Annotated in this window: 25 protein-coding genes and 1 riboswitch; of the genes, 17 read left to right on the top strand and 8 right to left on the bottom strand. The window is 72.1% G+C overall.

The features are described from left to right. Nucleotides 1–53: 53 nt before the first annotated feature. A riboswitch (cobalamin riboswitch) is annotated at nucleotides 54–238 on the top strand. A gap of 29 nt (nucleotides 239–267) precedes the next feature. From ACFRFC_RS19910 to meaB, 7 genes are all read left to right on the top strand, one after another. Further along, nucleotides 268–978, top strand: coding sequence for an energy-coupling factor ABC transporter permease (locus ACFRFC_RS19910; protein ID WP_382692259.1), 711 nt, complete (start codon nucleotides 268–270; stop codon nucleotides 976–978). Then, nucleotides 975–1,478, top strand: coding sequence for an energy-coupling factor ABC transporter substrate-binding protein (locus tag ACFRFC_RS19915; protein ID WP_382692258.1), 504 nt, complete (start codon nucleotides 975–977; stop codon nucleotides 1,476–1,478). Before ACFRFC_RS19910 ends, ACFRFC_RS19915 begins: the two co-directional genes overlap by 4 nt. A 6-nt stretch (nucleotides 1,479–1,484) precedes the next feature. Further along, the gene (gene cbiQ / locus ACFRFC_RS19920) at nucleotides 1,485–2,228 is read left to right on the top strand and encodes a cobalt ECF transporter T component CbiQ (RefSeq protein WP_382692257.1); all 744 of its coding nucleotides are present in this window, start codon (nucleotides 1,485–1,487) and stop codon (nucleotides 2,226–2,228) included. Nucleotide 2,229: 1 nt separating this feature from the next. Then, the gene (locus ACFRFC_RS19925) at nucleotides 2,230–3,057 is read left to right on the top strand and encodes an energy-coupling factor ABC transporter ATP-binding protein (RefSeq protein ID WP_382692256.1); all 828 of its coding nucleotides are present in this window, start codon (nucleotides 2,230–2,232) and stop codon (nucleotides 3,055–3,057) included. Between the two features lie 217 nt (nucleotides 3,058–3,274). Then, a complete protein-coding gene (locus tag ACFRFC_RS19930; RefSeq protein WP_382692255.1) occupies nucleotides 3,275–5,074 on the top strand; it encodes a methylmalonyl-CoA mutase family protein in 1,800 nt (599 codons plus the stop codon). Then, the gene (gene scpA / locus ACFRFC_RS19935; RefSeq protein ID WP_382692254.1) at nucleotides 5,074–7,248 is read left to right on the top strand and encodes a methylmalonyl-CoA mutase; all 2,175 of its coding nucleotides are present in this window, start codon (nucleotides 5,074–5,076) and stop codon (nucleotides 7,246–7,248) included. The genes ACFRFC_RS19930 and scpA overlap by 1 nt, the downstream gene beginning before the upstream one ends. Before the next feature lie 15 nt (nucleotides 7,249–7,263). After that, the gene (gene meaB, locus ACFRFC_RS19940; protein WP_382692253.1) at nucleotides 7,264–8,247 is read left to right on the top strand and encodes a methylmalonyl Co-A mutase-associated GTPase MeaB; all 984 of its coding nucleotides are present in this window, start codon (nucleotides 7,264–7,266) and stop codon (nucleotides 8,245–8,247) included. 36 nt (nucleotides 8,248–8,283) lie between these two features. Here the strand turns inward: meaB and ACFRFC_RS19945 are convergent, their stop codons facing one another. Both ACFRFC_RS19945 and ACFRFC_RS19950 read right to left on the bottom strand, forming a co-directional pair. Next, the gene (locus ACFRFC_RS19945; protein WP_382692252.1) at nucleotides 8,284–9,498 is read right to left on the bottom strand and encodes a helix-turn-helix domain-containing protein; all 1,215 of its coding nucleotides are present in this window, start codon (nucleotides 9,496–9,498) and stop codon (nucleotides 8,284–8,286) included. Nucleotides 9,499–9,524: 26 nt separating this feature from the next. Then, nucleotides 9,525–10,076: a hypothetical protein gene (locus ACFRFC_RS19950; RefSeq protein ID WP_382692251.1), complete on the bottom strand. Its 552-nt coding sequence runs from the start codon at nucleotides 10,074–10,076 to the stop codon at nucleotides 9,525–9,527. 134 nt (nucleotides 10,077–10,210) lie between these two features. Here ACFRFC_RS19950 and ACFRFC_RS19955 point away from each other — a divergent pair, with 134 nt between their 5' ends. Beyond that, a complete protein-coding gene (locus tag ACFRFC_RS19955) occupies nucleotides 10,211–10,687 on the top strand; it encodes a hypothetical protein (RefSeq protein ID WP_382692250.1) in 477 nt (158 codons plus the stop codon). Between the two features lie 25 nt (nucleotides 10,688–10,712). Further along, complete coding sequence (locus ACFRFC_RS19960; protein ID WP_382692249.1) at nucleotides 10,713–12,044, top strand: hypothetical protein; 1,332 nt, start codon at nucleotides 10,713–10,715, stop codon at nucleotides 12,042–12,044. 133 nt (nucleotides 12,045–12,177) lie between these two features. Here the strand turns inward: ACFRFC_RS19960 and ACFRFC_RS19965 are convergent, their stop codons facing one another. Further along, a complete protein-coding gene (locus ACFRFC_RS19965; RefSeq protein WP_382692248.1) occupies nucleotides 12,178–12,618 on the bottom strand; it encodes a hypothetical protein in 441 nt (146 codons plus the stop codon). A gap of 152 nt (nucleotides 12,619–12,770) precedes the next feature. Here ACFRFC_RS19965 and ACFRFC_RS19970 point away from each other — a divergent pair, with 152 nt between their 5' ends. From ACFRFC_RS19970 to ACFRFC_RS19990, 5 genes are all read left to right on the top strand, one after another. Continuing rightward, nucleotides 12,771–14,360: an ABC transporter substrate-binding protein gene (locus ACFRFC_RS19970; RefSeq protein WP_382692247.1), complete on the top strand. Its 1,590-nt coding sequence runs from the start codon at nucleotides 12,771–12,773 to the stop codon at nucleotides 14,358–14,360. Between the two features lie 20 nt (nucleotides 14,361–14,380). Further along, nucleotides 14,381–15,349 carry an ABC transporter permease gene (locus ACFRFC_RS19975; RefSeq protein WP_382692276.1) on the top strand — a complete coding sequence of 323 codons (969 nt, stop codon included), beginning with the start codon at nucleotides 14,381–14,383 and terminating at the stop codon, nucleotides 15,347–15,349. Nucleotides 15,350–15,467: 118 nt separating this feature from the next. Further along, a complete protein-coding gene (locus ACFRFC_RS19980) occupies nucleotides 15,468–16,274 on the top strand; it encodes an ABC transporter permease (RefSeq protein ID WP_382692246.1) in 807 nt (268 codons plus the stop codon). Nucleotides 16,275–16,366: 92 nt separating this feature from the next. Beyond that, a complete protein-coding gene (locus tag ACFRFC_RS19985; RefSeq protein ID WP_382692275.1) occupies nucleotides 16,367–17,281 on the top strand; it encodes an ABC transporter ATP-binding protein in 915 nt (304 codons plus the stop codon). Next, nucleotides 17,274–18,008: an ABC transporter ATP-binding protein gene (locus ACFRFC_RS19990; protein ID WP_382692245.1), complete on the top strand. Its 735-nt coding sequence runs from the start codon at nucleotides 17,274–17,276 to the stop codon at nucleotides 18,006–18,008. Before ACFRFC_RS19985 ends, ACFRFC_RS19990 begins: the two co-directional genes overlap by 8 nt. 46 nt (nucleotides 18,009–18,054) lie before the next feature. Here the strand turns inward: ACFRFC_RS19990 and ACFRFC_RS19995 are convergent, their stop codons facing one another. The 5 genes from ACFRFC_RS19995 to ACFRFC_RS20015 form a co-directional block, all read right to left on the bottom strand. Continuing rightward, nucleotides 18,055–18,696: a superoxide dismutase gene (locus ACFRFC_RS19995; RefSeq protein WP_382692244.1), complete on the bottom strand. Its 642-nt coding sequence runs from the start codon at nucleotides 18,694–18,696 to the stop codon at nucleotides 18,055–18,057. A 189-nt stretch (nucleotides 18,697–18,885) separates the two neighbouring features. Next, nucleotides 18,886–19,014: a hypothetical protein gene (locus ACFRFC_RS20000; protein ID WP_382692243.1), complete on the bottom strand. Its 129-nt coding sequence runs from the start codon at nucleotides 19,012–19,014 to the stop codon at nucleotides 18,886–18,888. Between the two features lie 149 nt (nucleotides 19,015–19,163). Next, on the bottom strand, nucleotides 19,164–20,774 hold the full coding sequence (locus ACFRFC_RS20005; protein ID WP_382692242.1) for an amidase: 1,611 nt from the start codon (nucleotides 20,772–20,774) through the stop codon (nucleotides 19,164–19,166). After that, entirely contained in the window at nucleotides 20,771–21,073 is a 303-nt protein-coding gene (locus tag ACFRFC_RS20010; protein WP_382692241.1) for a hypothetical protein, read from the bottom strand. Before ACFRFC_RS20010 ends, ACFRFC_RS20005 begins: the two co-directional genes overlap by 4 nt. A gap of 162 nt (nucleotides 21,074–21,235) precedes the next feature. Next, nucleotides 21,236–21,844: a TetR/AcrR family transcriptional regulator C-terminal domain-containing protein gene (locus ACFRFC_RS20015; RefSeq protein WP_382692240.1), complete on the bottom strand. Its 609-nt coding sequence runs from the start codon at nucleotides 21,842–21,844 to the stop codon at nucleotides 21,236–21,238. A gap of 91 nt (nucleotides 21,845–21,935) precedes the next feature. On the opposite strand from ACFRFC_RS20015, the gene ACFRFC_RS20020 reads away from it, so the two are divergent. From ACFRFC_RS20020 to tuf, 3 genes are all read left to right on the top strand, one after another. Further along, nucleotides 21,936–23,417: an FAD-dependent monooxygenase gene (locus tag ACFRFC_RS20020; protein ID WP_382692239.1), complete on the top strand. Its 1,482-nt coding sequence runs from the start codon at nucleotides 21,936–21,938 to the stop codon at nucleotides 23,415–23,417. A gap of 23 nt (nucleotides 23,418–23,440) precedes the next feature. Next, the gene (locus ACFRFC_RS20025) at nucleotides 23,441–24,196 is read left to right on the top strand and encodes an SDR family oxidoreductase (RefSeq protein ID WP_382692238.1); all 756 of its coding nucleotides are present in this window, start codon (nucleotides 23,441–23,443) and stop codon (nucleotides 24,194–24,196) included. A gap of 207 nt (nucleotides 24,197–24,403) precedes the next feature. Continuing rightward, nucleotides 24,404–25,597, top strand: a complete 1,194-nt coding sequence (tuf, locus tag ACFRFC_RS20030) for an elongation factor Tu (protein WP_382692237.1) — start codon at nucleotides 24,404–24,406, stop codon at nucleotides 25,595–25,597. The last annotated feature ends 115 nt before the right edge of the window (nucleotides 25,598–25,712 follow it).

Raw genomic sequence — 25,712 nt, forward strand, 5'->3', positions numbered from 1 at the left:
GCTCCGGCCCCTCCGCCCGGTCCGTCCCTGCTTGTCATGGCCGGATCCGCGCACTACTGTCGCCACGCCTTGGTGAACGGGAAATCCGGTGTGATGCCGGTGCGGCCCTCGCCACTGTGATCGGGAAGTCCGGCTCCGGCCCTCACGGGCAGCCACTGGATCGTTGTGATCCGGGAAGGCGGGGCATGGGCGGTGGTACCCGTCAGCCAGGAGACCGGCCAAGGCGCGTCGTCCATCCACGAGGTGCTGGAGAGGGTCTGCTGAGCCATGCACATAGCCGAGGGTTTTCTGCCCCCGGCGCACGCGATCGCCTGGTCTGTCGCGTCGGCGCCGTTCGTCGTCCACGGAGTCCGTTCACTCACCCGTGAGGTCAGGGAGCATCCCGAGAGCACCTTGCTGCTCGGGGCCTCCGGGGCCTTCACCTTCGTCCTGTCCGCGCTGAAACTGCCCTCGGTCACCGGGAGTTGCTCCCACCCGACCGGCACGGGTCTCGGCGCCATTCTGTTCCGGCCGCCGATCATGGCGGTGCTGGGCACCATCACCCTGCTGTTCCAGGCGCTGCTGCTGGCCCACGGCGGGCTGACCACGCTCGGCGCCAATGTCTTCTCCATGGCGATCGTCGGGCCCTGGGCCGGTTACGCCGTCTACCGGCTGCTGCGCCGCTACGACGTGCCGCTGATGGTCGCCGTGTTCTTCGGCGCGTTCGTCGCCGACCTCTCCACGTACTGCGTGACCAGTGTGCAGCTCGCGCTGGCCTTCCCCGACCCGGGCAGCGGATTCATGGGCGCGCTCGGCAAGTTCGGCGCGATCTTCGCCGTCACCCAGATTCCCCTCGCGGTCAGCGAGGGCCTGCTCACGGTGCTGGTGATGCGGCTGCTGGTGCAGTCCAGCAAGGGCGAGCTGACCCGGCTCGGCGTGCTGCTGACCCGCAAGGGCGAGCAGGACCGCCAGGGCGAGCAGGAGGCGGTGGCCAAGTGAAGCGCGCTACGCGGATCAATGTGCTGTTGCTGCTCGCGGTGGCCGCCCTCGCCGTGCTGCCGCTGGCCCTCGGGCTCGGCGACCACAAGGAGGAACCGTTCACGGGGGCCGACGCCGAGGCGGAGACGGCGATCACCGAGATCCGGCCGGACTACGAGCCCTGGTTCTCGCCGCTGTACGAACCGCCGTCCGGGGAGATCGAGTCGGCCCTGTTCGCCTTGCAGGCGGCGATCGGCGCGGGCGTGCTCGCCTACTACTTCGGGCTGCGACGCGGACGACGGCAGGGGGAGGAGCGGACGGCGGCGGCCCGGGAGGGCGCCGGGGACACCGAGGGGGGCGGGGACACCGAACTCGGCCTGGGCGCCGAACGGGGCCGGAACACCGAACGCGGCCCCGGTACCAAGGCAGACCGGAGGGCCGAAGGGGACCGGAGCGCCAAGAGTGGCGGGGACATCCAGGTCGCCGAGGGCGGCGGCGGCGCGGCCGTCCCCCGGGGCTGAGTCCGCGTGCTGCCGATCGACGCGGCGGCGCACAGCAGTCGCTGGCGCCGCCGTCATCCCGTGGACAAGGCCGTGCTCGGGCTCGGCCTGACCGTGCTGGCGATCTCCCTGCCGCCCTGGCCGGGGGCCGCGCTGGTGCTGGTGGCGGCCCTCACGGTGCTGCTGGGCCCGGCCGGGGTGCCCGGCCGCAGGCTGTGGCGGGCCTACCGGGTGCCGCTGGGCTTCTGTGTGACCGGCGCGCTGCCGCTGCTGGTGCGGGTCGGCGGGCCCGGCGGGTTCGTCGGGTTCGCGGACGGCGGGCCGGTGCGCGCCGGGGAACTGCTGCTGCGGACGTCGGCCGCCTCGCTCGGCGTGCTGCTGTTCGCGTTCACCACCCCCCTGTCCGATCTGCTGCCCCGGCTGGTGCGGGCCGGGGTGCCCGCGCCCGTGGTGGACGTGGCGCTGGTGACGTACCGGATGAGTTTTCTGCTGCTGGACTCGGTGCGGCGGATCCGGGACGCGCAGGGGGCGCGGCTCGGGCACACCACGCGGGCGGCGCGGTGGCGCTCGCTGGCCGGGCTGGGCGCGACCGCGTTCGTGCGGGCCTTCGACCGGGCCGCGCGGCTCCAGGCCGGGCTCGCCGGGCGCGGCTACGACGGCACCCTGCGGGTGCTGGTCCCCGAGGCGCGGGTGTCCGCCCGTTTCGTGGCGGGGAGCGTGGCGCTGCTGGTGGCGCTGGGCGCCCTGACCCTCGTACTGAAAGGTCGCTGAGATGAGTGCTGTCCCTCTGGTCGCCCTGCGGGGGGTCTCCTTCGGTTACGAGGACGGGCCCGCCGTGCTCAGCGGGCTGGACTTCGGTGTGTTCGAGGGGCGGGCGCTGGCGCTGCTGGGGCGTAACGGCAGCGGCAAGACCACGTTGATGCGGCTGCTCAGCGGCGGGCTGCGGCCGGACGCCGGGGAGCTGTCGGTCGACGGGCGGACGGTGTCGTACGACCGCAAGGGGCTGACCCGGCTGCGGACGCGTGTGCAGCTGGTGGTGCAGGACCCGGACGATCAGCTGTTCGCGGCGTCGGTGGGGCAGGACGTGTCGTTCGGGCCGCTGAACCTCGGGCTGCCGGACGGCGAGGTGCGGGCGCGGGTGGCGCAGGCGCTGGCCGCGCTGGACATCACTCCACTGGCCGATCGGCCGACGCATCTGCTCTCGTACGGCCAGCGCAAGCGGACCGCGATCGCCGGAGCCGTCGCGATGCGGCCCCGGGTGCTGATCCTGGACGAGCCGACGGCCGGGCTCGACCCGGACGGGCAGGAGCGGCTGCTCGCGACCCTGGACGGGCTGCGGGCGGGCGGCACGACGGTGGTCATGGCCACCCATGACGTGGATCTCGCCCTGCGCTGGGCCGACGACGCCGCCCTGCTCACCCCGGGCGGGGTGCACACCGGGCCGGTGGCCGCGACCCTCGCCCGGACGGACCTGCTGGCGGCGGCGGGACTGCGGCTGCCGTGGGGCGTGGCGGCGGCCGGGCTGCTGCGGGCGCGGGGACTGCTCGGGGAGGGGCAGCGGGGGCCGCTGACGGCGGAGGAACTGGCGGGGCTGGCGTAGCCGACGGGGAGGGGGAACCGGCGGAGCCGGCGGGCGGGTGGCCCGCAACCCCCGGGGCCCCCTGATGCCTGGCGTCACCCCCTCCTTCAGCACCCCCACGCACCCCCTCCTCACCCCCCTGACACCCCCTAGCGTGGCGCGTCACACCCCCTAGGAGAAGAAGGTCACAGCCGCGCCCACTGCTGCTCGTTCGCCGATCTGTCCTAGCATCCGAGACATGACGGTCCTGCCTGATGACGGGCTCTCCCTGGCCGCCGAGTTCCCGGAAGCGACGCATGAGCAGTGGCAGCGCCTCGTCGAGGGTGTCCTGCGAAAGTCGGGCAGGGAAGTCTCGGGTGCCGCGGCGGAGGACGCCTTGTCCACGCCGCTGGAGGACGGGCTCACCACCCGCCCCCTGTACACCGCGCGGGACACCGCGCCCGACCCCGGCCTGCCCGGCTTCGCCCCGTTCGTGCGGGGTGGTACGCCCGAGGGCGCCACGGTCGGCGGCTGGGATGTGCGGCAGCGGCACGCGGCGGCCGACAACACAGCCGTGCTCGCCGATCTGGAGAACGGCGTCGGCTCGCTGTGGCTGGTGGTCGGCGAGGCCGACATCCCGGTCGCCGCGCTGGCCTCCGTGCTCGACGGGGTCTATCTGGATCTGGCGCCGGTGGTGCTGGAGGCCGGGGCCGAAGTCGAGCCCGCGGCACGGGAGTTGCTGCGGCTGGCGGAGGAGCGGGGGGTGGCTCCGGAGGCGCTGCGCGGCAATCTGGGCGCCGATCCGCTGGGGTTCGAGGCCCGCACCGGGCAGCGGCCCTACGACTTGGCGCAGCTGGCCGGGCTCGCGCGGCTGGCCGCACCGACCGGGCTGCGGGCGCTGACCGTGGACGCGCTGCCGTACCACGAGGCGGGCGGGTCGGCGGCACAGGAGCTGGGTGCCTCGCTGGCGACCGGCGTGGCCTATCTGCGGGAGCTGACCGGGGCCGGGCTGAGCGCGGCCGAGGCGTGCGCGCAGCTGGAGTTCCGGTACGCGGCGACCGCCGATCAGTTCCTCACCATCGCCAAGCTGCGCGCGGCGCGGCGGCTGTGGGCGCGGGTCGGTGAGGTGTGCGGGGCGCCGAGCCCGCAGCGGCAGCATGTCGTGACGTCCTCGGTGATGACGACGCCTCGCGACCCGTGGGTGAACATGCTGCGGGCGACGGTCGCCGCGCTGGCCGCCGGAGTGGGCGGCGCGGACGCGGTGACCGTACTGCCGTTCGATCACGCGCTGGGTCGGCCGGACGCGTTCGCGCGCCGGATCGCCCGCAACACCTCCACGATCCTCATCGAGGAGTCGCATCTGGCCCGGGTGATCGACCCGGCGGGCGGCTCCTGGTACGTGGAGCGGCTCACGGACGAACTCGCCCACGCGGGCTGGGAGTTCTTCCAGGAGATCGAGCGGGCGGGCGGTCAGGCGGCGGCGCTGCGCTCGGGGCTGGTGGCGGACCGGCTCGCCGGGACCTGGTCCGTGCGCAAGGCGAAGCTGGCCACGCGGCGCGAGCCGATCACCGGGGTCAGTGAGTTCCCGTTCCTCGCGGAGAAGCCGGTGGTGCGGGAGCCGGTGCCCGAGCCGCCGTCCGGCGGACTGCCGCGCGTACGGCGCGACGAGGACTTCGCGGCCCTGCGCGCCCGCTCGGACGCCCATCTGGCCGCGACCGGCGCCCGCCCCCGGGTGTATCTGGCCGCGCTGGGCCCGGCCGCCGCGCACACCGCGCGGCTCACCTTCACCGCGAACCTGTTCCAGGCGGGCGGCATCGAGCCGGTCACCGAGGGCGCCTTCGCGGACAGCGGGGCGCGCGAGGTCTGCCTGTGCTCCAGTGACGCGCTGTACGAGGAGCGGGCGGAGGCGGTGGCCGGGGAGCTGCGGTCGGCGGGCGCCACGCACGTGTTCCTCGCGGGCCGCCCCGGCCGGTACTCCGGGGTGGACACCTATGTCTTCGCCGGCTGTGACGCGGTGGCCGTGCTGTCCGCCGCCCTCGACCGCATGGGAGTGTCGTGATGACCGTCCCCGACTTCTCCGGGATCGAGCTGGGCACGCCCACCGTCGAGGGCGGCCCGGACGACTGGCGTACGGCGGTGAAGAAGGCCGCCGGCGGCGACGATCTGCTCTGGGAGACCCCGGAGGGCATCACGGTCGAGCCGCTGTACACCGGGCAGGACCTGGAGGGCCTGGACTTCCTGGCCACCTATCCGGGCATCGCCCCGTATCTGCGCGGCCCGTACCCGACGATGTACGTCAATCAGCCCTGGACGATCCGCCAGTACGCGGGCTTCTCCACGGCCGAGGAGTCGAACGCCTTCTACCGGCGGAATCTGGCGGCCGGTCAGAAGGGCCTGTCGGTCGCCTTCGACCTGCCGACGCACCGGGGCTACGACAGCGACCATCCGCGCGTGACGGGCGATGTCGGCATGGCGGGCGTGGCGATCGACTCGATCTACGACATGCGCCAGCTCTTCGACGGCATCCCGCTCGACAAGATGACGGTGTCAATGACGATGAACGGGGCCGTGCTGCCGGTCCTGGCGCTGTACATCGTGGCGGCGGAGGAGCAGGGGGTGCCGCCGGAGAAACTCGCGGGGACCATCCAGAACGACATCCTCAAAGAGTTCATGGTCCGCAACACGTACATCTATCCGCCGAAGCCGTCGATGCGGATCATCTCCGACATCTTCGCGTACACCTCGCAGCGGATGCCGCGCTACAACTCCATCTCCATCTCCGGCTACCACATCCAGGAGGCGGGGGCGACGGCCGATCTGGAGCTGGCGTACACCCTCGCGGACGGGGTGGAGTACCTCCGGGCGGGCCGGGAGGCCGGTCTCGATGTGGACGCGTTCGCGCCCCGGCTCTCCTTCTTCTGGGCGATCGGCATGAACTTCTTCATGGAGGTCGCCAAGCTGCGGGCCGCGCGCCTGCTGTGGGCGAAACTGGTGAAGCAGTTCGACCCGAAGAACACCAAGTCCCTGTCCCTGCGCACCCATTCACAGACCTCGGGCTGGTCGCTGACCGCGCAGGACGTCTTCAACAACGTGACGCGTACGTGCGTGGAGGCGATGGCGGCCACGCAGGGCCACACCCAGTCCCTGCACACCAACGCGCTGGACGAGGCGCTGGCCCTGCCGACCGACTTCTCGGCCCGCATCGCCCGCAACACGCAATTGCTCATCCAGCAGGAGTCGGGCACGACCCGGGTCATCGACCCGTGGGGCGGCAGCGCGTACGTGGAGAAACTGACGTACGACCTCGCACGCCGGGCCTGGCAGCACATCCAGGAGGTCGAGCAGGCGGGCGGCATGGCGCAGGCCATCGACGCGGGCATCCCCAAGCTGCGGGTGGAGGAGGCGGCGGCGCGGACACAGGCCCGGATCGACTCGGGGCGGCAGCCGGTGATCGGCGTGAACAAGTACCGGGTGGAGACCGACGAGCAGATCGACGTCCTGAAGGTCGACAACTCCTCTGTGCGGGTGCAGCAGATCGAGAAGCTGCGGCGGCTGCGCGAGGAGCGCGACGAGAACGCCTGCCGTCATGCCCTGGACGCACTGACCCGGGCGGCGGGCGGCGAGGGCAACCTCCTGGAGCTGGCGGTGAACGCCGCCCGCGCGAAGGCGACGGTGGGCGAGATCTCGGACGCCCTGGAGACGGTGTACGGGCGGCACGCGAGCCAGATCCGTACGATCTCGGGGGTGTACCGCAACGAGGCAGGCGAGTCCCCGTCCGTGGACCGCACCCGCGCCCTGGTGGACGCCTTCGAGGAGGCGGAGGGCCGCCGGCCGCGCATCCTGGTCGCCAAGATGGGCCAGGACGGCCATGACCGGGGCCAGAAGGTGATCGCGACGGCCTTCGCCGACCTGGGCTTCGACGTCGACGTCGGCCCGCTGTTCCAGACCCCGGGCGAGGTGGCGAGGCAGGCGGTGGAGGCGGACGTCCACATCGTCGGCGTCTCCTCCCTGGCCGCCGGTCACCTGACCCTCGTACCGGCGCTGCGCGAGGAGCTGGCGGCGGAGGGCCGGGAGGACATCATGATCGTGGTCGGCGGGGTGATCCCCCCGCAGGACGTACCGACGCTGCTGGAGATGGGCGCGGCGGCGGTGTTCCCACCGGGGACGGTGATCCCGGACGCGGCGTACGACCTGGTACGGCGGCTGGCGTCCGATCTCGCCCACGAGCTGTGATCGCCCATGGCCCGCATGATCGACGTTGACACTTACGTAAAGGGCGTGCTCGACGGAAAGCGCGCCCTGGTGGCCCGCGCGATCACTCTGGTCGAGTCCACCAGCCCCCGGCACCGGGCCCTGGCCCAGGACCTGCTGACCGAGTTGCTGCCGCACAGCGGGCGGGCGCGTCGGATCGGGGTGAGCGGGGTGCCGGGCGTCGGGAAGTCGACGTTCATCGACGCGTTCGGCACGATGCTGACGGGGCTGGGGCACCGGGTCGCCGTCCTCGCCGTGGACCCCTCCTCCAGCCGTACGGGCGGCTCGATCCTCGGCGACAAGACCCGGATGGAACGGCTGGCGGTGGACCCGGCGGCGTTCGTACGCCCCTCCCCCACGGCCGGGACACTCGGCGGGGTCGCCAAGGCGACACGTGAGTCGATCGTGGTGATGGAAGCGGCGGGCTACGACGTCGTCCTGGTCGAAACGGTCGGCGTAGGCCAATCAGAAACAGCGGTCGCCAACATGGTCGACTCCTTCCTCCTCCTCACCCTCGCCCGGACCGGCGACCAGCTCCAGGGCATCAAGAAGGGCGTCCTGGAACTGGCGGACGTCATCGCCGTGAACAAGGCGGACGGCCCACACGAACGCGACGCGCAGGCGGCGGCCCGGGAACTGGCGGGCGCGCTACGGCTGATGCACGGCAGGGACGCGTCCTGGACACCGCCGGTGCTGAGTTGCAGCGCGCGGGAATTGCTGGGCCTGGATGTGGTCTGGGAGCGCCTGGAACAGCACCGGGCGCTGCTGGAGGGCACGGGCCGACTGGCCGCCAAACGCCGGGAGCAGCAGGTCGACTGGACGTGGAGCATGGTCCGGGATGAGCTGCTGGGACGGCTGCGCTCGGATCCGGCGGTACGGGAGGTGACGCCGGGGGTGGAGCGGGCTGTGCGGGAGGGGGAGATTACGGCGACGGTGGCGGCGGAGCGGATTTTGGGGGCGTTGGGGAGGGAGGGGGACTGATGGCGTCCTGCGCGGGAGCGTTCCGGGTTTCCGGGGCTAGTCGGTGACGCCCAGGAACTCTGTCAGCGGCCGTAGTCCTGGTGGGTGAGGGAGCAGGGCCCACAGGTCGCGCACGATGGCCACCGCCTGTGTGTGGTGCCGCATCCAGGCCGGTGCCAGGCTGCGCAGTGCTGCGAGCGTGTCCACGGCCGCGTCCGTGTCGCCGAGATCCGTCAGGGCGCGGGCCGTGTCGAGGAGGAGCCAGGTCCGCCAGGACAGGGGGATGTCGGCGTCCGGTGGCATGTCCCTCGCGAGCGCCAGGGCCTCATGCGGGTGCCCGTACTGAACGGCCAGGCGGACGCGCTCGATCCGTACCGAGGACGGGCTGAACACACTGACCATGCGGGTGTCGCCGACCTGGGGCAGCGTGTCCACGCGGGTGGCTTCGCGCTCCGCGTGCGCCATCAGCGCGGCGGCCCGGTCGTAGTCGTTGCCGCGCGCGGCGGAGGTGGCGGCGGACATGGTCAGAGCGCCCCAGACCTTCAGGCCGTCGGCGGTGGTGGTGTGCCCGCCGTCGCGGATGCCGTCCGCCGCGCGCAGGGCGATCGACAAGGCGTCGTCGAGGCGCCCCTGACGTTGATACGTCCACGCGACCGAGTTGACGATCATCGGCGGCAGTAGGGGGTCGGAGGACTCACCGGCCGCTGCTATGGCCCGCTCCAGGCTGATGAGAGCGAGGTCCGTCTTGCCCATCCGCACAGCGACATGACCGGCCAGTTGGAGCGCCTTGGCCAGCGCCGCGAAGCCGGTGGCCCGGTCGGCGGGGTCGGACGAGGCGGTGGCCGTGCGCGCGTCGGAGATCAGGTCCGGCAGCGCCTTCATCACGGTGTCGAAATCGGCGGAGTGGTACTGCGTCCAGCCGTCGGCGATCCGCTCGCGCAGGACGCTGAGCGAGAGACCGGGTCCCGACGGTTCGGGCTCCGTCCCCCAGAGCACCGGCATGATGGCACGCCGCACCGCCACGAAGCGTGGGCCGTCGTTCTCGCCCGTCGAGGAGAGCGCGGGTGGGTCCCCCAGCAGCGTCGTCAGCTCCACGCCGAGCCCGTTCGCCAGGGCGTGCAAGGTGGGTAGCCTCGCGGATCGTTCACGGTGTTGTTCGAGCTGACGGATCACGTCGACGGAGATGCCGGAGCGTTCGGCCAGTTCCTCTTGTGTGAGGGAGGCCAGGCGGCGCAGGCGCAGGAGAGTGTGTCCGAGGTCATGAGTGGCCACGGGGCCACGGTATGCCGCCGATGCCGTCATGTCGGCAGTTCCTCGGCGAGCAGGTGCCGGGCGGCGGCGATGAGGCGGGCCACGTGGAGGGGCGAGCAGAGCCTCCAGGGCGGGTCCATCGGCACGGACCAGTACGAGGCGCAGGATCGGCGGTCGGGCTCGGTCAGTGCCGGGTGGGGGACGCCGAGGTAGGTCCCCTGACCGAGGGCGTCGACTCCGAGGCTCCGCCATTCCTCGATGGCGTCCCGCCAGGTGCGGGGGGTGCTCGGCGGTACGAGGGCGTAGTACCGGGCGCTGTGGAGGTCGCAGATGACGGGGCCGCCGTCGAGAATCTCGGCGAGGATGTCGTCCGCCGCGCCGGAGGGGGCGTCGTCCCCGGCGACGGCGGCGACCACGGCGCCGGGCAGCCGGACGGCGGCGAAGAGGGTGCCGAGGGGGAGCAGGGCGAGACCGTGTTCCTGCCATTCCTTGCGGGCGTGGTCCCGGCCGGGGGCGTCGAGGGTGGAGAGCAGCCACTGCTCTCCGGCAAGCCGCAGATCGGCCGTGCCGGTGGCGAAGTAGTTCATCGGGGCGCTCACGCCGCTGACGCTTTCGGGCTCGTCCCAGCGGTGAGGATGCGGGCGATACGCTCGGCGTCCAGAAGTTCGCCGAGATGTTTGAGGTCGTCGGTGTCCACGGGTAGAGCGTCCCAACCGACGCCGGACCAGGGGAGATGACAACCTATGACACGGAGTTGATCTTGCACGCTGTGACCATCACGGGAACCCGCAGCACGGGACACCGCCCCCTCGCCGAGTATGCGTACCTCTTCGCCACCTACCTTCAGCCCTTCACCGACAACGCCCACCTCTACATGGGCGGCGCCAAGGGCATCGACTCCCTCACCCTCCACTGGCTCGCCGAGAACACCGCTGCCCACCTCACCGTTGTTGTCCCCGGAACCGTCGAGCAGCAGCCGACCGAGGCCCAACAGGCCATCGCTCGCGTACGGGACCGCATCACCGAGGTCGTCGAACTGAAGGCTGCCCGCCTCGCGGCACCGGCCTACCACGCCCGAAACCGCTGGATGGTCGACCGCAGCGAGCTGACGATCGGCTTCCCGAGGAACGGTGAACTCGACTCGGGTACCTGGCAGACCCTCAACTACACCCGCGATCAGGGGAAACCACACCTGATCGTCCCCGTGTAGGCGCGAAGTGGTGCAGCATGACGCCATGGAGGACAGGGCCACCGGAGCCGCAACCCTCGGCCGACTGCGACGACAGCGCGGGCTGTCCCTGTCCGGGCTCGCCCGCGCGTTGACCGCCATGGCCTCAGATCTGCATCAGCCCGCGCTCCCAGCCGTGGCGAGCGTGCAGCGTTCCGTCGCACGCTGGGAGTCCGCGCGGCCCACCCTGCCCGATGAGCGGTACCAACTCCTCCTCGCCCACGTCTACGCGCGCACGCCCGGCGGAGACACCGCGCTCGGCGGTGGCACCGACTTCGCCGAGCTGCTGCACGCCCTCGCCCTTCTCGGCGAGAGCGAGCGGCGCATCACCGAGATCAGAACGCTCGTCCTTGGGTCGGCCACTGACCACGGTGGCGGCACTCTGGCTCTCCTGGCCCCCTCCGTGCGCGTCGGCCTCGCTTCCTCGCTCGACGATCCGGCGCGGGCCGACGGAGCGACCGTGGCTGCTCTGGCCTCGGCCGTCGCCGACGTGAATCAGGAGGTGGGCTCACTGCCGATGGTCCGGCTCCAGGTGCTCCTCGCCCCAGTTGTCGAAGCCACGCGCCGCCTCCTGGCCGGACCGCTGCCCGACCCGTTGGTGGCCCCCCTGCGTGAGGTGGCGGTCGCCGGGATGACCCTCGCCGGCAGGCTCGCTTTCGAGACCCGTGACGATTCCGCCTCCCGAGCGCTGTACACCGAGGCCACCCAGGAAGCCAGTCGACTGGCACAGCCGTGGCGGCAGGCCAACGTCCACATGAGTCACGCCCTCGTCACCCTGTACTCCACGGGAGTGGCCGAGGCACGGCGACTCGTCGACCAGGCAGTGCGGACAGCGCGCAGCGGGGACAGCAACTTCGTACGGGCGCGCGCCCACGCGCTCCAGGCCGAACTCGCGGCGCGAGGGGGGCATGAGCGCCAGGCGCGCGCCGCACTCGGGCTCGCCTGGTACGACGTAGAGGCGGATCACGGCGGCGACCCGGCACCGACAGGGTTCTCCGCCGGGCACTTGCGAGGCTTCGAGGGCGTCTGCGAGCTGTACATCGGGGATGCCGAGGTCGCGCATGCCCGGTTCGAGAGATCCGCGACGACGTTGTCGACGCCCCGGGAGCAGGTGCAGCGGGCGATCGTGACCACTGATCAGGCGCTGGCGCGGATCCGACTCGGCGACCCGCGATCGGCGGCCGACCTGTTGCACCAGTGCGTCGCTGCCGCGTCGAGCACAGGGGGCCGGGTACCGGCGCTGCGTCTCAGACAGGCCCGCTCGGAACTGCGGCCATGGCGACGGGAGGACTGGGTGGCCGACCTGGACGATCACCTGATGGATGCCCTCGGGACATGATGCAGCGCCCCTGGTACGACCGTGATGAGCGCATCCCTCTGTAGCCGGTGCAGCGCTGAAGCAGCTCCGTGGGACGGACGGCGACCAGAGGCATGTGCGGCAGATGCCCAACCGCCCCACGACAAGCGCCCCGTCACCCCACCACCTCCCCCAACCCCTCCGCCGAAACCCGATACGTCGCCGTCCAGGCCACCGGCCCGCACCCCTCACCGTTCGGCCGCGCCTCCGTCAGCCGCGTCTCCCGCGCGTCCGTCACGAGCATCCGCCCCCCGTCGGCCGCCGTCACCCTCACCCCCACCGGCACGGTGACCGCCCCGATGTCGTCGGGCAGCCGTACGGACAGCCGCGCGAAGGGCGCCTCCGCCTCCCCGGACGCCCGCTCCTCGCAGCGGTCCGCCACGCACAGCCGGATCGTCGCCGCGTCCGTGCCGCCGAAGTCGGAGGGCAGCCAGGTCACCGACACCGCCGAGTCCATGGCGATCAGGGTGCACCGGGGGGCCTGGCCGGACATCGCGCAGCCGGAGACGGCGGCCAGCGCGGCCAGCGTCCCGGCGGTCGGCAGAACTCTTCGCATGGGCCGCAGAGAGTAGAGGGTCCCGGCGCCGCGCGCCACGTGGTGAACATCTCCGTACGGGAGCGCCACCAAAGATGAGATCGCTTCTTGCTCTTTTCTTACCTGCACTTAATATGCAACAGCACCTGTAAGGCATTAACGGTGGGAGACCCATGTCGAACCGACGGATACGGACGGCCGCACTCGCGGGCGCGATACTCACCGGCGTGGCCGCCTGTTCGGCGCCCGGGGGCGGGAGCGAGGACAGCGGCGGCGCAGCCGACTCCGTGGTCGTCGGGGTCGCCTCCGAGCCCGACACGCTCAGCCCCCTCCTCGGCTACGGCAAGGACGGGAACTCCAAGATCTTCGACGGGCTGCTCGCGAGAAACGCGGACCTCTCGCTGCGCCCCGCGCTGGCGAAGGCGCTCCCCGAGGTCGCCGCCGACGGGCTCACCTACACCTACTCCCTGCGCGAGGGCGTCACCTTCAGCGACGGGGAGCCGCTCACCGCCGCCGACGTGGTGTTCACGTACGACACGATCCTCGACGAGAAGACCAACAACACGGCCCGCAGCGAGCTGGACGCCATCGAGGACGTGCGGGCCGACGGGGACGGCACGGTCGTCTTCACGCTCAAGTACCCCTACACCCCCTTCGCCGCCCGCACGGTGCTGCCGATCGTGCCCGAGCATGTCGCGGGCGCGCAGGACCCCAACACCGGCGACTTCAACACCGAGCCGGTGGGGACGGGCCCGTACACGCTGTCGTCCTGGAGCAAGGGCGAGAAGCTCACCTTCAAGGCCAACCCGGACTACTGGGGCGGGGAGCCGGAGGTGAAGACCGTCACCATGGCGATCATCGAAGATGACGACGTGCGCGCCACCCGGCTGCGCTCCGGCGATCTCGACGGGGCCGTGCTGCCGCCCAATCTGGCCGCCACCTTCGAGAATGACGACACCAGGACGACGTACGAGGCCAAGACCTACGACTTCCGGGCTGTCACGCTCCCCCAGTCCGGCCCCGTCACCGGGGACACCGCCATCCGGCAGGCGCTCGACCTCGCCGTGGACCGCGAGGCGATGGTGAACAGCATCCTCAGCGGGGCCGGGACCCCGGCCTACGGGCCGCTGCCGGTCGGCGACACCTGGTTCGCCGACGGGATCGAGCGCGAGCAGGATCTCGCCGAGGCCGGGCGGATCCTCGACGCGGGCGGGTGGACGGCCGGGGACGGCGGCATTCGTGCCAAGGGCGATCAGCGGGCCTCCTTCACCCTCCTCTACCCCTCCGGTGACAAGGTCCGCCAGGATCACGCCCTCGCCTACGCCTCCGACGCCAAGAAGGCCGGGATCGAGGTGACGGTGGAGAGCGCCACCTGGGAGGTCATCGAGCCCAGGATGGCGGACGACGCCGTGCTCGCCGGATTCGGCAGCGTCGGCGACCCCGACTTCGGGCTCTACACCCTGCTGCACTCCACGCTCGCCGGGGACGGCTTCAACAACATGGCCGGTTACGAGAATCCAGCCGTGGACGACGCCCTCGACGCCGCCCGCCGCAGTGCCGATCAGGGCGCGCGCGAAGAGGCGTACGGCACGCTCCAGCGTGAGCTGGTGAAGGACCCCGGCTACACCTTCCTCACCCACGTCAACCACGTCTACGTCCTCGCCGACCGCTGGGACGGGCTCACCACCCAGATCGAGCCGCACGAGCACGGCTTCGCCAGCGGCCCGTGGTGGAACCTGGAGACCTGGAAGCCCAGCAAGTGACCTCGCTGCCCTGGGGGCCGATGGCCCGGCTCGCGGGGCGGCGGCTGGTGTTCGCCGCGCCCGTGCTGCTCGTCGTCACCTTCGGCGTCTTCGCCGTGGCCGCCGCCTCCCCCTTCGACCCGGTCAAGGCGTACGCCGGGACCGCCGCGCTCGGCGCCGACGCGGCGACACTGGCCCGGCTGCGCGAGAACCTCGGCGTGGACCAGGCGTTCACCGCGCAGTGGTGGAACTGGCTGACCTCCGCGCTCGGCGGCGACCTCGGCTACTCCAGCGTGATGCGCCAGCCGGTCACCGAGGTCATCGGCGAACGGCTGGTGTGGTCCGCGCTGCTGTGCACGGTCGCGTTCGTCGCCGCCGTGCTGACCGGTACGGTCCTCGGCGTGCTGGCGGCCCGCCGCCCCGGCTCATTCCTCGACCGGACCGTCACCTCGCTGGCGTACTCCCTGGAGGCGGCCCCCGTCTTCTGGCTCGCCCTGCTCGCCGTCTGGCTCTTCGCCCTCCAGCTCGGCATCCTCCCGGCGGGCGGACTCACCGACACCGGCAGCGAACACGTCACCTTCGGCCAGGTCGCCGGCCATGTCGTACTGCCCGCCGGGGTCCTCGCCATCTCGCAACTGCCCTGGTTCACGCTGTACGTCCGGCAGGGCGTCGGCGACGCGCTCGCCGAGGACCCCGTGCGCGGGGCCCGGGCCCGGGGGCTGAGCGAGCGGACCGTACTGCTCGGACACGCCCTGCGCTCGGGACTGCTGCCGGTGCTCACCCTGGTCGGCTCCCGCGTGCCCGAACTCATCACCGGCGCCCTGCTGGTGGAGACCGTCTTCAGCTGGCCCGGCATCGCCGCGGCGACCGTGGAGGCGGCCACCTCCGTGGACTTCCCGCTGCTCGCCGCGCTCACGACCCTGGCCACCGCCGCCGTACTGCTCGGCAATCTGCTCGCGGATCTGCTGTACGGCCTGTTCGATCCGAGGGTGAAGTTCCGTGACATGTGACGCGCCCGCACCGTCTCCATCGCCAGCACCGTCGCCATCGCCATCGCCGGCACCGTCCCCATCGCCATCGACCTGGCGGTCGTACGGCACCAAGCGCCGCTCCACCCGGACCGTACGGGTGCGGGTCTCCGCCGCCCTGGTGGCCGTGACCGCGCTCGCCGTGCTCCTCGTCCCGCCGCTGGTCCAGCTCGACCAGCAGGCCGTGGATCTGGCCGCCAAGCTCCTGCCGCCGAGCTGGGCCCACCCGTTCGGCACCGACGACGTGGGCCGGGACCTGCTGCTGCGCTGCGTCTACGGGCTGCGGGTCTCGCTGCTGGTGGGGCTGGCGGCGGCGCTCACCGCGACCGTGATCGGTACCGCCGTCGGGGCGACCGCGGGCGCGCTGGGCGGCTGGGTGGACCGGACCGTCATGCGGGTGGTCGACACCCTCGCGTCCGTGCCGCATCTGCTGCTCGGCATCTTCATCGTGGCCATGTTCCGGCCGGGCGTTTGGCCGGTGGTGGTCTCGGTCGCCCTCACCCACTGGCTGTCCACCGCCCGGATCGTGCGCGCCGAGGTGCTCTCGCTGCGCTCGCGCCCGTACATCGACGCGGCTGTGTCGGGGGGCGCCTCCCGGTGGCGGGTGACGGTACGGCATCTGCTGCCGGCCGTGCTGCCGCAGGCGGGGCTGGCCGCCGTACTGATGGTGCCGCACGCCATGTGGCACGAGTCGGCGCTGTCCTTCCTGGGCCTGGGCCTGCCCACCCACACCGCGAGCCTCGGCACGCTCATCCAGGGTGCCCGCAGCTCACTGCTCGCCGGGCAATGGTGGCCCACCCTCTTCCCGGGCCTGTTCATCATCGTCCCGACCCTCGCCATCGCGGGGCTCGCCGGGGCGTGGCGGGAGCGGATCAATCCGCGCCGACGATCGGAGCTGATGCTGTGACGGACCTGAGGAAGGAACGCCCCGAGGCGGAGGAACTCCCCGAGGCGCGTCATCCGGTGCTGTCCGTGCGCGGGCTGTCCGTGCGGTTCCTGATGCCGGGCGGCGGACGCGTCGCGGCCGTCACCGACGCGCACTTCGAGGTGGCCGCCGGTGAGTGCCTGGCGCTGATCGGCGAGAGCGGCTGCGGCAAGTCGGTGCTGGCCTCCGCCCTGCTGGGGCTGCTCCCGGCCAACGCCCAGACGGCGGGCGAGGCCCGGCTCGGCGAACTGGACCTGCTCGCCGCCGACGAACGCACCCTCGCCCGGACCGTACGCGGCCGGATGGTCGGCCTCATCCCGCAGAGCCCCGCCGCGCACCTCACCCCCGTGCGCCGGATCCGCTCCCAGCTGGCGGAGACGGTCAAGGCGCTGACCGGCACACGCGGCCGGGCCGCCCTGCGCGCCGCCACCGACAAGGCGGCCGAGCGCGCCGCCTTCCCCGCCGACCATCTCGACCGGCACCCGCACGAACTCTCCGGCGGCCTCGCCCAGCGCGCCGCCACCGCGCTCGCGCTGGTCGGCGACGCGCCGCTGCTGCTCGCCGACGAACCCACCACCGGCCTGGACCGCGACCTGGTGGACCACACCGTGGACGAACTGCGCCGCCATGCCGACGGCGGCGGCGGACGCGCCCTGCTGGTCATCACCCACGATCTGACGGCGGCGGAGCGGATCGCGGACCGGGTCGCGGTGATGTACGCGGGCCGGATCGTGGAACTCTCCGACGCCGCCGCGTTCTTCGGCACCCCCGGCCCCCGTCACCCCTACAGCCGGGGTCTGCTCCAGGCGCTGCCCGACCGCGGGTTCACCCCGATCCCGGGGCTGCCGCCCGAACTGGGCGACCTCCCGGCGGGCTGCGCCTTCGCCCCGCGCTGCGAACGGGCCACCGCCGTCTGCGCCGCACCGCCCGCGCTGACCGACGGCACGGCCTGCCACCACCCGCACCGACCGGAGGACCACCGTGCTTGAGCTGCGCGCCATCACCGCCGGGTACGGCGGGCGGACCCCGGCCGTGCGGGGCGCGTCCCTTTCCGTGGACCCCGGTCAGGCCGTCGGGCTGCTCGGCCCCAGCGGCTGCGGCAAGTCCACCCTGGCCCGGGTCGCGGCCCTGCTGCACCGCCCGGACGCGGGCACGGTCGTCCTGGACGGCGAGACCGTACGGGGCTGGCGGCACCGGGCGCCGCGCGCGCAGCGCACCGCGATCGGCGTCGTCTTCCAGCAGCCCCGGCTGTCGGCGGACCCCCGGCTGCGGCTGACCGACCTGATCGCCGAGCCGCTGCGGGCCACTGGACGCCGGGAGGAGACCGGCGAGCGGATCGCCGAACTGGCCCCGGCGGTGGGCCTCACGCCCGATCTGCTGAACCGGCGCCCGCACGAACTCAGCGACGGGCAGCTCCAGCGGGCGTGTCTGGCCCGCGCCCTGGTGCTGCGCCCGCGCTGGCTGATCTGCGACGAGATGACGGCGATGCTCGACGCGTCCACCACGGCCGCGCTGGTCGGGGCGGTGGAGGAGTACCGGGCCGCAACGGGCGCCGGGCTCCTGGCCGTCGGCCACGACCATGTCCTCCTGGCCCGCTGGTGCGACCGCACCCTGCACTGGCCGGAGGTCTCGGACCAGGACGGCCCCCGGACAACGGAGAGGCTCCCGCGGCCGGCCTCGCCACGGGAGCCTTCCGTCGTGCGGCCCGCCGGGTGAAGGGTGAGAAGACGATCACCAGGCAGGGCGTCTGCGGGGAGCGGGCTCAGGGTGCCAGCAGCAGCACATCGGCGCGCGACCTGGCGGCGTCGTAGCGCTTGGCGACGTCCTGCCAGTTGACGACGGCCCACATGGCGTCGATGAAGTCGACCTTCTGGTTCTTGTACTGGAGGTAGAAGGCGTGCTCCCAGGCGTCGAAGACCAGGATCGGCGTGGCGCCCTGGCCGACATTGCCCTGATGGTCGTAGACCTGCTCGACGATCAGGCGTCCGCTCAGCGGCTCGTGGGCGAGCACGCCCCAGCCGGAGCCCTGGGTGGTGGCGGCGGCCTTGGTGAGCTGGGCCTTGAAGGCGGCGAAGGACCCGAACGACGCGGCGATGGCGTCGGCCAGATCACCCACGCCGTCGGCAGCCAGCGGCTCACCGCCGCCGTCGCCGGTCATGTTGTGCCAGTAGATGGAGTGCAGGATGTGGCCGGAGAGGTGAAAGGCGAGGTTCTTCTCCAGACCGTTGATGGAGCCCCAGGTCTCCTTGTCACGGGCCTCGGCGAGCTGGTCGAGGGTGTCGTTGGCGCCCTTGACGTAGGCCGCGTGGTGCTTGTCGTGGTGCAGCTCGATGATCTCGGGGCTGATCACGGGGGCGAGTGCGGAGTAGTCGTACGGCAGTTCAGGCAGCGTGTAGACGGGCATGCGGTCCCCTTGGGCTTAATTGCAACTGATGTGCATCTGCACGCTAACAGCAGCAGGCCGCGGATGCCGATCAGGCGTTGGACCTAGGTCCCGGGTCCGGCGGGATATCACCGCTCCGGCCACCGGCATGAGAAACGCCCGTCCGGCGAGTGCCGAACGGGCGTTTCTCAGCAGGCCCCAGTTGGCCCGTCACGCCTCCTTGATGACCTCGACCTTCTTGTCACCCGCGGCGGCGTGCGCCGGGGCGGTGGCGCCGAGGGAGAGAAGCGCGGCGGCCAGCGCGGCGAGGGCGGCGGTACTGATACGGCGGATGGTCATGGTTCCCCCCGTGTGGTCGGTCCGGTCGACGGCCGGTCGACGGCCGGTGTCCGGTCCATCCCCGGTCGGTGTCCGGTTCGTCCGGGGCAGAGTCCCATGCCCATCCGCCTCGGACAAGACCGGGCCGTTGCGACTCCCGTGACCGCCGGTCAGGCGGACTGTTCCGCCGCCTCCTCCGCCGTCAGCCGCGGCTCCGCCGTCGCCGAGCGCATGGCCAGGGTGGTGGGGGCGGGTGTGGGGTCGGCCGGGCGGCGGGTGTGCCAGTCGGTGACGGCCTGGTACGCGGCGACGACCTCCAGGAGGCGGTCCTCCTCGTAGGGCTGGCCGCCGAGGATCACCCCGGAGGGGACACCGCCCACGAACCCGGCGGGGAAGCCGATCTGCGGCAGCCCCAGCAGGTCGAAGGGGACCACGTCGGTCTGGAACACCACGTCGCAGTCGTCCAGGATGCCGTCCAGCACCTCGCGCAGCAGATGGTTCTTGGCCCGCTGGGCGGTGATCCACTCATCACCGGAGAGCATCAGCCCCTGGAGCCAGCTGAGCAGGGACACCCCGAACTTGCGGGGGTCCTCGCGCAGCCAGTACCGGAAGGGTTCGGTGCGCTCGGAGAGCCGGGCCGCGTTGAAGGTGGTGGTCAGCAGGGCCCAGTCGTCCGGGTAGGTGATGTCGACCAGGGTCACCCCCGGGATGGAGTCGAGCTTGGCCAGCAGCGCGGAGCGTACGTCGGCGGCGGAGGTGAGGAAGTTGGTGGGGACGCCGATGCGGGTGGCGTGCCGCAGCTCGACGACGCCGCGCTTGGAGCGGACCGGGGTGGCGGCCTTGACCAGGTCGGGTACGGCGGGCAGGCCGAGGGTGCGCGGGTCGTTGGGGTCGGGTCCGGCCATCACGGAGAGCATGAGCGCGGCGTCCATGGCGTCCCGGGCCAGCGGTCCGGGGTGATCGCGGGTGAAGGACAGCGGGATGACGCCGTATACGGAGGCCCGGCCCATGGTGGGCTTGAGACCGGTGAGATTCTGCCGGTTGGCCGGCAGCACGATGGATCCGCCGGTCTGGGTGCCGATGGCGGAGGCCGCCATCCGTCCGGCGACCGCGCAGGCGGGGCCGGTGGAGGAGCCGCCGGGGTCGGTCGCGGGGTTGTTCGGGGTCCAGGCGTTGACGGTGGTGACCGTGCCGTTGGGCAAGGTCGCGCGGGTGGTCGCCAGCGGCCCCATCTGCCCCTTGCCGAGCACGATCCCGCCGGCCCCGGTGAGCCTGGCGACGGCGGTGGCGTCGTACTCGGGGACGAAGTCCTCGAAGATGTACGAGTTGCAGCGGGTCGGCACGTCCTTGGTGAAGAAGTTGTCCTTGATGCAGAGCGGGACGCCGTTGAGGACTCCGGGCTTGGTGCGCTTGTCGGCGGCCCGCGCGGCGGTGAGCGCCCGGTCGGCGGTCACCTCGGAGAACGCCTTGTAGACGGAGTCGAAGGACCCGATCCGGTCCAGGTACGCCTCGACCAGGGTGACCGAGGTCAGCTTGCGCTGCCGCATCAGCACGGCGGCCTCGGTGAGGGTCGCCTCGGTCGGGTCCTTGCGGGCCGCGTCGCGTACGGCGATGTCGGGGAGGTAGGGCGTCACGCCGCCGGACGCGGTCGCGGGGGCGGCGGCGGCCGGCGTGGGAAGGGCGATGCCTCCGGCCACGGCGCCCGTGACGGCGGCGGAACCGGCGAGGAACGTACGGCGATTGAGGGCGCGGCGCTCGGCGCCGGGCGCGGAGGCGCTCACTTGGCGTCCGCCTTTCCGGTCCAGGACTCGGTGATGGACGGATAGATCAGGGGGGCCGCGGCCTGCTGGGCGTAGGCGGGCGCGGGTTCGCGGGTCACGGGCGGGGCCCAGCCCGCGATGGACACCGGGGACGTGGTCACGAACGTCCGCAGGGAGGCGATGGCCTGGGCCTGGGTGGGGACCCCGGTGGTGGCGTCGGGGGTCTCGGGCAGCATCGCCAGATCGAACCCGGCGAGCGCGAGTCTGGTGCGTATGTAGGCGTCCACCTGTTCGGTGGTGGGCGGCTGGGGCTGGCTCAACGTATCCTCCCTCGGTCTGCGTGGGGGGCGGACAACTTGGCCAGACTTCATCACCCATCCATATCCGCCCCATTAAGCCCGCGTGTCACGGTTGTTGCCCACATTCCACGCTCTCCCCCTGCCCCCTGCCCCCTGCCTCCTGCCCCCTTCGCCCGGTCCGTGTCAGCGCGGGGCGAGGATCGCGCTCACCCCGAACTCGAACCGCTCGTCGAAGGACGCCGGGGCGAGGTGTCCGGCCACGCGGTGCAGGGAGGGGTGGGCCGTCTCGGAGATCGCGCTCGCCAGGAGGTCGCCCAGCGGGCGGTGGTCGACGGCCTGTTCCTCCTGGGTGAGGCCGAGGGTGAAGTAGATGACGGACCAGGCGGTCCAGGCGGCCTCGCGGTCCCCGAGGCCGCAGCCGAGCACCGCCTCCACCAGGGCCTCGGCGAACCGCAGGGTGTTCGTCTCGGCCGGATAGGTCCCCACCACCAGCATCGCGCCGTCGCGGTGCGACAGCAGGGCGCGGCGGTAGCGGCGGGCCAGTTCACGGGCGCGTGCGTCGGCGGCGTCCGGGAGGTCGCCGAGCGGGATCTCGCCGAGGACGGCGTCCGCCATCAGCTCCAGCATCCGGGCCTTGGTCTTTACATGCCACTGCACGGTGTTGATCCGGACGCCGAGGCGGTCGGCGACCGCGCGCGTGGACACCGCGTCCAGGCCCTTCTCGTCCAGAAGGTCCAGTGCCGTACGGATCACCGCGGCCGGATCAAGTCGTTCCTGTTGCCTATTGGTCACTGACCTAGTTTACTGCACCCACCCGCTCTAGGTCAGTGACCTAGAGGCTCCCCGGCGGCAGCCCTGCCGCCGCGCACCCAGAGGTGGTCGTATGGAAACGCAGCAGGTCGTCATCGCCGGAGGCGGACCGGTCGGGCTCTGGCTCGCCGCCGAACTGCGGCTCAACAACGTCTCCGTCACCGTCCTGGAGCAGCGCACCGAGGTCGACCAGCGCTCCAAGGCGCTCACCGTGCACCCGCGCGGCGTGGAGGTACTGGCCTCCCGCCAGGTGCACCGGCGCTTCCTGGACGAGGCCCTGAAGATCTCCACCGGCCACTTCGCCAACCTCGCCGACCGCCTGGACTTCTCCGTCCTGGACACCCCGCACCCCTACACCCTCTTCATCCCGCAGGCCCGCACCGAGGAACTCTTCGAGGAGTACGCGCTCGGACTCGGCGCCACCATCCGGCGCGGCCACCGCGTCACCGGCCACACCGAGCACCCCGACACGGTGACCGTCCGGGTGGAGGGCCCGCAGGGACCGTACGAGATCCGGGCCGAGTATCTGGCGGGCTGCGACGGCACCAGGAGCACCGTGCGCCAGGCCGCCGGGATCGACTTCCCCGGCACCGACTCCACCTATCTGGGCTGGCTCGGTGACGTGCTGTTCGACAACCCGCCGCCGCCCGGCTTCAACCGTTTCACCGAGCACGGCGGCCTGATGGTCGTGCCGCTGCCCGGCAACCGGTGGCGCATCGCCGGTACCGATCCGCGGAGCGCGACCACCGAGTGGCCCGGCGACTTCACCATGGAGGAGCTGCGGCGCAAGACCCGCACCATCGCCGGGGACGACTTCGGCATGCGCGACCCGTCCTGGCTCTCCCGGTTCGGCAACGCCACCCGGCTGGCCGCCCACTACCGGCGGGGCCGGATCGTGCTCGCGGGCGACGCCGCCCACCAGCACTACCCCACCGGCGGGGTCGGCATGAACGTCGGCGTGCAGGACGCCTTCAATCTCGGCTGGAAGCTGGCGGCGACCGTCAACGGCTGGGCCTCGGACGGTCTGCTGGACAGCTACCACAGCGACCGGTACCCGGTCGGCGAGCAGTTGATGGAGCACAGCCGCGCGCAGACCTATCTGTTCCACGCCTTCTCCCCCGAGGGCCTCGCCCTGCGTGATCTGCTCAGCCGGATGGTGCCGCGGTCGCGGGAGTTCAGCGATTTCCTGGCCGGGCGGCTCACCGCGCTCGACGTCGCCTACCCCCGCGCGGACCCGGCCGCCCACCCGCTGACCGGCGTCCGCGCCCCCGACCTCACCTTCACCGGCACGGACGGCGGCCTGTTCGCGCTGCTGCGGGCGGACTCGTACCTCCTGGTCGACCTCACGGCCGGCGGGGTGCTCGCGGGGCGCGGGCAGGAGCGGATCGCCGTGCGGGGCGGGGCGCTGGACCGGGTGCCCGAGGGCTGGGACGGCGTGCGCGCCGCCCTGATCCGGCCCGACGGCCATGTCGCCTGGGCCGGTACGGAGCCGGACGACACCGAGCTGGCCGCCGAGGCGGACACCGTCATCGCGGGCGCCCTCGGCCGCGCGTAGCCCTCGGAAGGAACGGCACGATCATGGATCTCGAACTGAAGGACCGGGTGTACGTCGTCACCGGCGGCACCCGCGGGCTGGGCCACGCGGTCGCCCGTGAACTGGTCGGCGACGGGGCCAAGGTGGTCATCACCGGCCGTGACGAGCGGCGTGCCGCCGAGGCCGCGGCCGGGCTGGGCCCGCACGCGGCCGGGGTCGCCGTGGACAACGCCGACCCCGAGGCGCCGGGGCGGCTGATCGCCACCGCGCGGGAGCGGTTCGGCGGCTTCGACGGCATCCTCGTCAGCGTCGGCGGACCGCCCGCGGGCCGTCTCGCGGACAGCACCGACGCGCAGTGGCAGGCGTCGTTCGACTCGGTGTTCCTCGGCTCGGTCCGGCTGGCCCGCGCCGCCGCCGCCGAACTGGGCGAGGGCGGGGCCATCGGGTTCGTGCTGTCGATCACCGTGCACGAACCCGCCACCGGCATGGTCATCTCCAACGGGCTGCGGCCCGGACTCGCCGGTTTCGCGAAGTCCCTCGCGGACGAACTGGGGCCGCGCGGCATCCGCGTCTTCGGCCTGCTGCCGGGCCGGATCGGCACCGACCGGATGCGCGAGCTGGACGGACTGGCCGCCGACCCGGTCGCCGGCCGGGCCGCCAACGAGGCGGGCATCCCGTTGCGGCGCTACGGCACCCCCGAGGAGTTCGGCCGCGCGGGCGCCTTCCTGCTCTCCCCCGCCGCCTCCTATGTGACCGGCGTCATGCTCTCGGTGGACGGCGGCGCCCGGCACGGCTTCTGACCGCCGGTCGCGGTGGTTTTGGGGCGGCGAGGGGGCACCCCGGACGGCCCTATCATCACCGTACGTGCGAGTGCGGCTACCGGCGGTCGTGACTATGTGGAGTGGTGCGGCCGCCGCCGGCCGCACCCGCGCGCCATCCCAGGCACGAGCGGAGCCCGGCGGGTGCGCGACGGAGCGTCGCCCGTCCGGGCGTGAGGAGACGGACACATGGCGAAGGCGAAGTTCGAGCGGACCAAGCCGCACGTGAACATCGGCACGATCGGGCACGTGGACCACGGCAAGACGACGCTGACGGCGGCCATCACCAAGGTGCTGCACGACGCCCATCCGGAGCTGAACCCGTTCACGCCGTTCGACGAGATCGACAAGGCGCCCGAGGAGCGGCAGCGCGGCATCACCATCTCCATCGCGCACGTCGAGTACCAGACCGACGCGCGTCACTACGCGCACGTCGACTGCCCGGGGCACGCGGACTACATCAAGAACATGATCACCGGCGCCGCGCAGATGGACGGCGCGATCCTGGTCGTGGCCGCGACGGACGGCCCGATGCCGCAGACCAAGGAACATGTACTGCTGGCCCGGCAGTCCGGGGTGCCGTACATCGTCGTCGCGCTGAACAAGGCCGACATGGTGGACGACGAGGAGATCCTGGAGCTGGTCGAGCTGGAGGTCCGTGAACTCCTCAACGAGTACGAGTTCAACGGCGACGACGCGCCGGTCGTGCAGGTCTCGGCGCTCAAGGCCCTGGAGGGCGACAAGGGGTGGGCCGAGAAGCTCCTCGGTCTGATGAAGGCCGTCGACGAGCACATCCCGCAGCCCGAGCGGGACGTCGACAGGCCGTTCCTGATGCCGATCGAGGACGTCTTCACCATCACCGGGCGCGGCACCGTGGTCACCGGCCGGATCGAGCGCGGTGTCCTCAAGGTCAACGAGACCGTCGACATCATCGGCATCAAGACCGAGAAGGCCACCACCACGGTCACCGGCATCGAGATGTTCCGCAAGCTGCTCGACGAGGGCCAGGCCGGTGAGAACGTCGGACTGCTGCTGCGCGGCATCAAGCGCGAGGACGTCGAGCGCGGCCAGTGCATCATCAAGCCGGGCTCGGTCACCCCGCACACCGAGTTCGAGGCGACGGCGTACATCCTGTCCAAGGACGAGGGCGGCCGTCACACCCCGTTCTTCAACAACTACCGTCCGCAGTTCTACTTCCGCACCACCGACGTCACCGGCGTCGTGACCCTCCAGGAGGGCACGGAGATGGTGATGCCCGGCGACAACGCGGAGATGTCCGTGTCCCTCATCCAGCCCGTCGCGATGGAGGAGGGCCTGCGCTTCACCATCCGCGAGGGCGGCCGGACCGTCGGCGCCGGACAGGTCACCAAGGTCAGCCGCTAGACCGGGGCTCCGGCGGGGGCGGGCCCGGGGGGCCCGGCCCCGGGGCGCGCCACCCCCGGGGGGCAACCAAGTGTAAAAACACGGTGGGGGGCGCCGAAAAATCGGGCACCCCCGA

Source organism: Streptomyces sp. NPDC056734, assembly GCF_042790455.1.
Taxonomy (GTDB): domain Bacteria; phylum Actinomycetota; class Actinomycetes; order Streptomycetales; family Streptomycetaceae; genus Streptomyces.

What these genes read in the sequence shown, in the direction of transcription:
- ACFRFC_RS19910 (WP_382692259.1), top strand. Translation starts at nt 268, where the DNA reads ATGCACATAGCCGAGGGTTTTCTGCCCCCGGCGCACGCGATCGCCTGG.
- ACFRFC_RS19925 (WP_382692256.1), top strand. Translation starts at nt 2,230, where the DNA reads ATGAGTGCTGTCCCTCTGGTCGCCCTGCGGGGGGTCTCCTTCGGTTAC.
- ACFRFC_RS19930 (WP_382692255.1), top strand. Translation starts at nt 3,275, where the DNA reads ATGACGGTCCTGCCTGATGACGGGCTCTCCCTGGCCGCCGAGTTCCCG.
- scpA (WP_382692254.1), top strand. Translation starts at nt 5,074, where the DNA reads ATGACCGTCCCCGACTTCTCCGGGATCGAGCTGGGCACGCCCACCGTC.
- meaB (WP_382692253.1), top strand. Translation starts at nt 7,264, where the DNA reads ATGATCGACGTTGACACTTACGTAAAGGGCGTGCTCGACGGAAAGCGC.
- ACFRFC_RS19955 (WP_382692250.1), top strand. Translation starts at nt 10,211, where the DNA reads ATGACAACCTATGACACGGAGTTGATCTTGCACGCTGTGACCATCACG.
- ACFRFC_RS19960 (WP_382692249.1), top strand. Translation starts at nt 10,713, where the DNA reads ATGGAGGACAGGGCCACCGGAGCCGCAACCCTCGGCCGACTGCGACGA.
- ACFRFC_RS19965 (WP_382692248.1), bottom strand. Translation starts at nt 12,618, where the DNA reads ATGCGAAGAGTTCTGCCGACCGCCGGGACGCTGGCCGCGCTGGCCGCC.
- ACFRFC_RS19970 (WP_382692247.1), top strand. Translation starts at nt 12,771, where the DNA reads ATGTCGAACCGACGGATACGGACGGCCGCACTCGCGGGCGCGATACTC.
- ACFRFC_RS19975 (WP_382692276.1), top strand. Translation starts at nt 14,381, where the DNA reads ATGGCCCGGCTCGCGGGGCGGCGGCTGGTGTTCGCCGCGCCCGTGCTG.
- ACFRFC_RS19985 (WP_382692275.1), top strand. Translation starts at nt 16,367, where the DNA reads ATGCCGGGCGGCGGACGCGTCGCGGCCGTCACCGACGCGCACTTCGAG.
- ACFRFC_RS19995 (WP_382692244.1), bottom strand. Translation starts at nt 18,696, where the DNA reads ATGCCCGTCTACACGCTGCCTGAACTGCCGTACGACTACTCCGCACTC.
- ACFRFC_RS20000 (WP_382692243.1), bottom strand. Translation starts at nt 19,014, where the DNA reads ATGACCATCCGCCGTATCAGTACCGCCGCCCTCGCCGCGCTGGCCGCC.
- ACFRFC_RS20020 (WP_382692239.1), top strand. Translation starts at nt 21,936, where the DNA reads ATGGAAACGCAGCAGGTCGTCATCGCCGGAGGCGGACCGGTCGGGCTC.
- ACFRFC_RS20025 (WP_382692238.1), top strand. Translation starts at nt 23,441, where the DNA reads ATGGATCTCGAACTGAAGGACCGGGTGTACGTCGTCACCGGCGGCACC.
- tuf (WP_382692237.1), top strand. Translation starts at nt 24,404, where the DNA reads ATGGCGAAGGCGAAGTTCGAGCGGACCAAGCCGCACGTGAACATCGGC.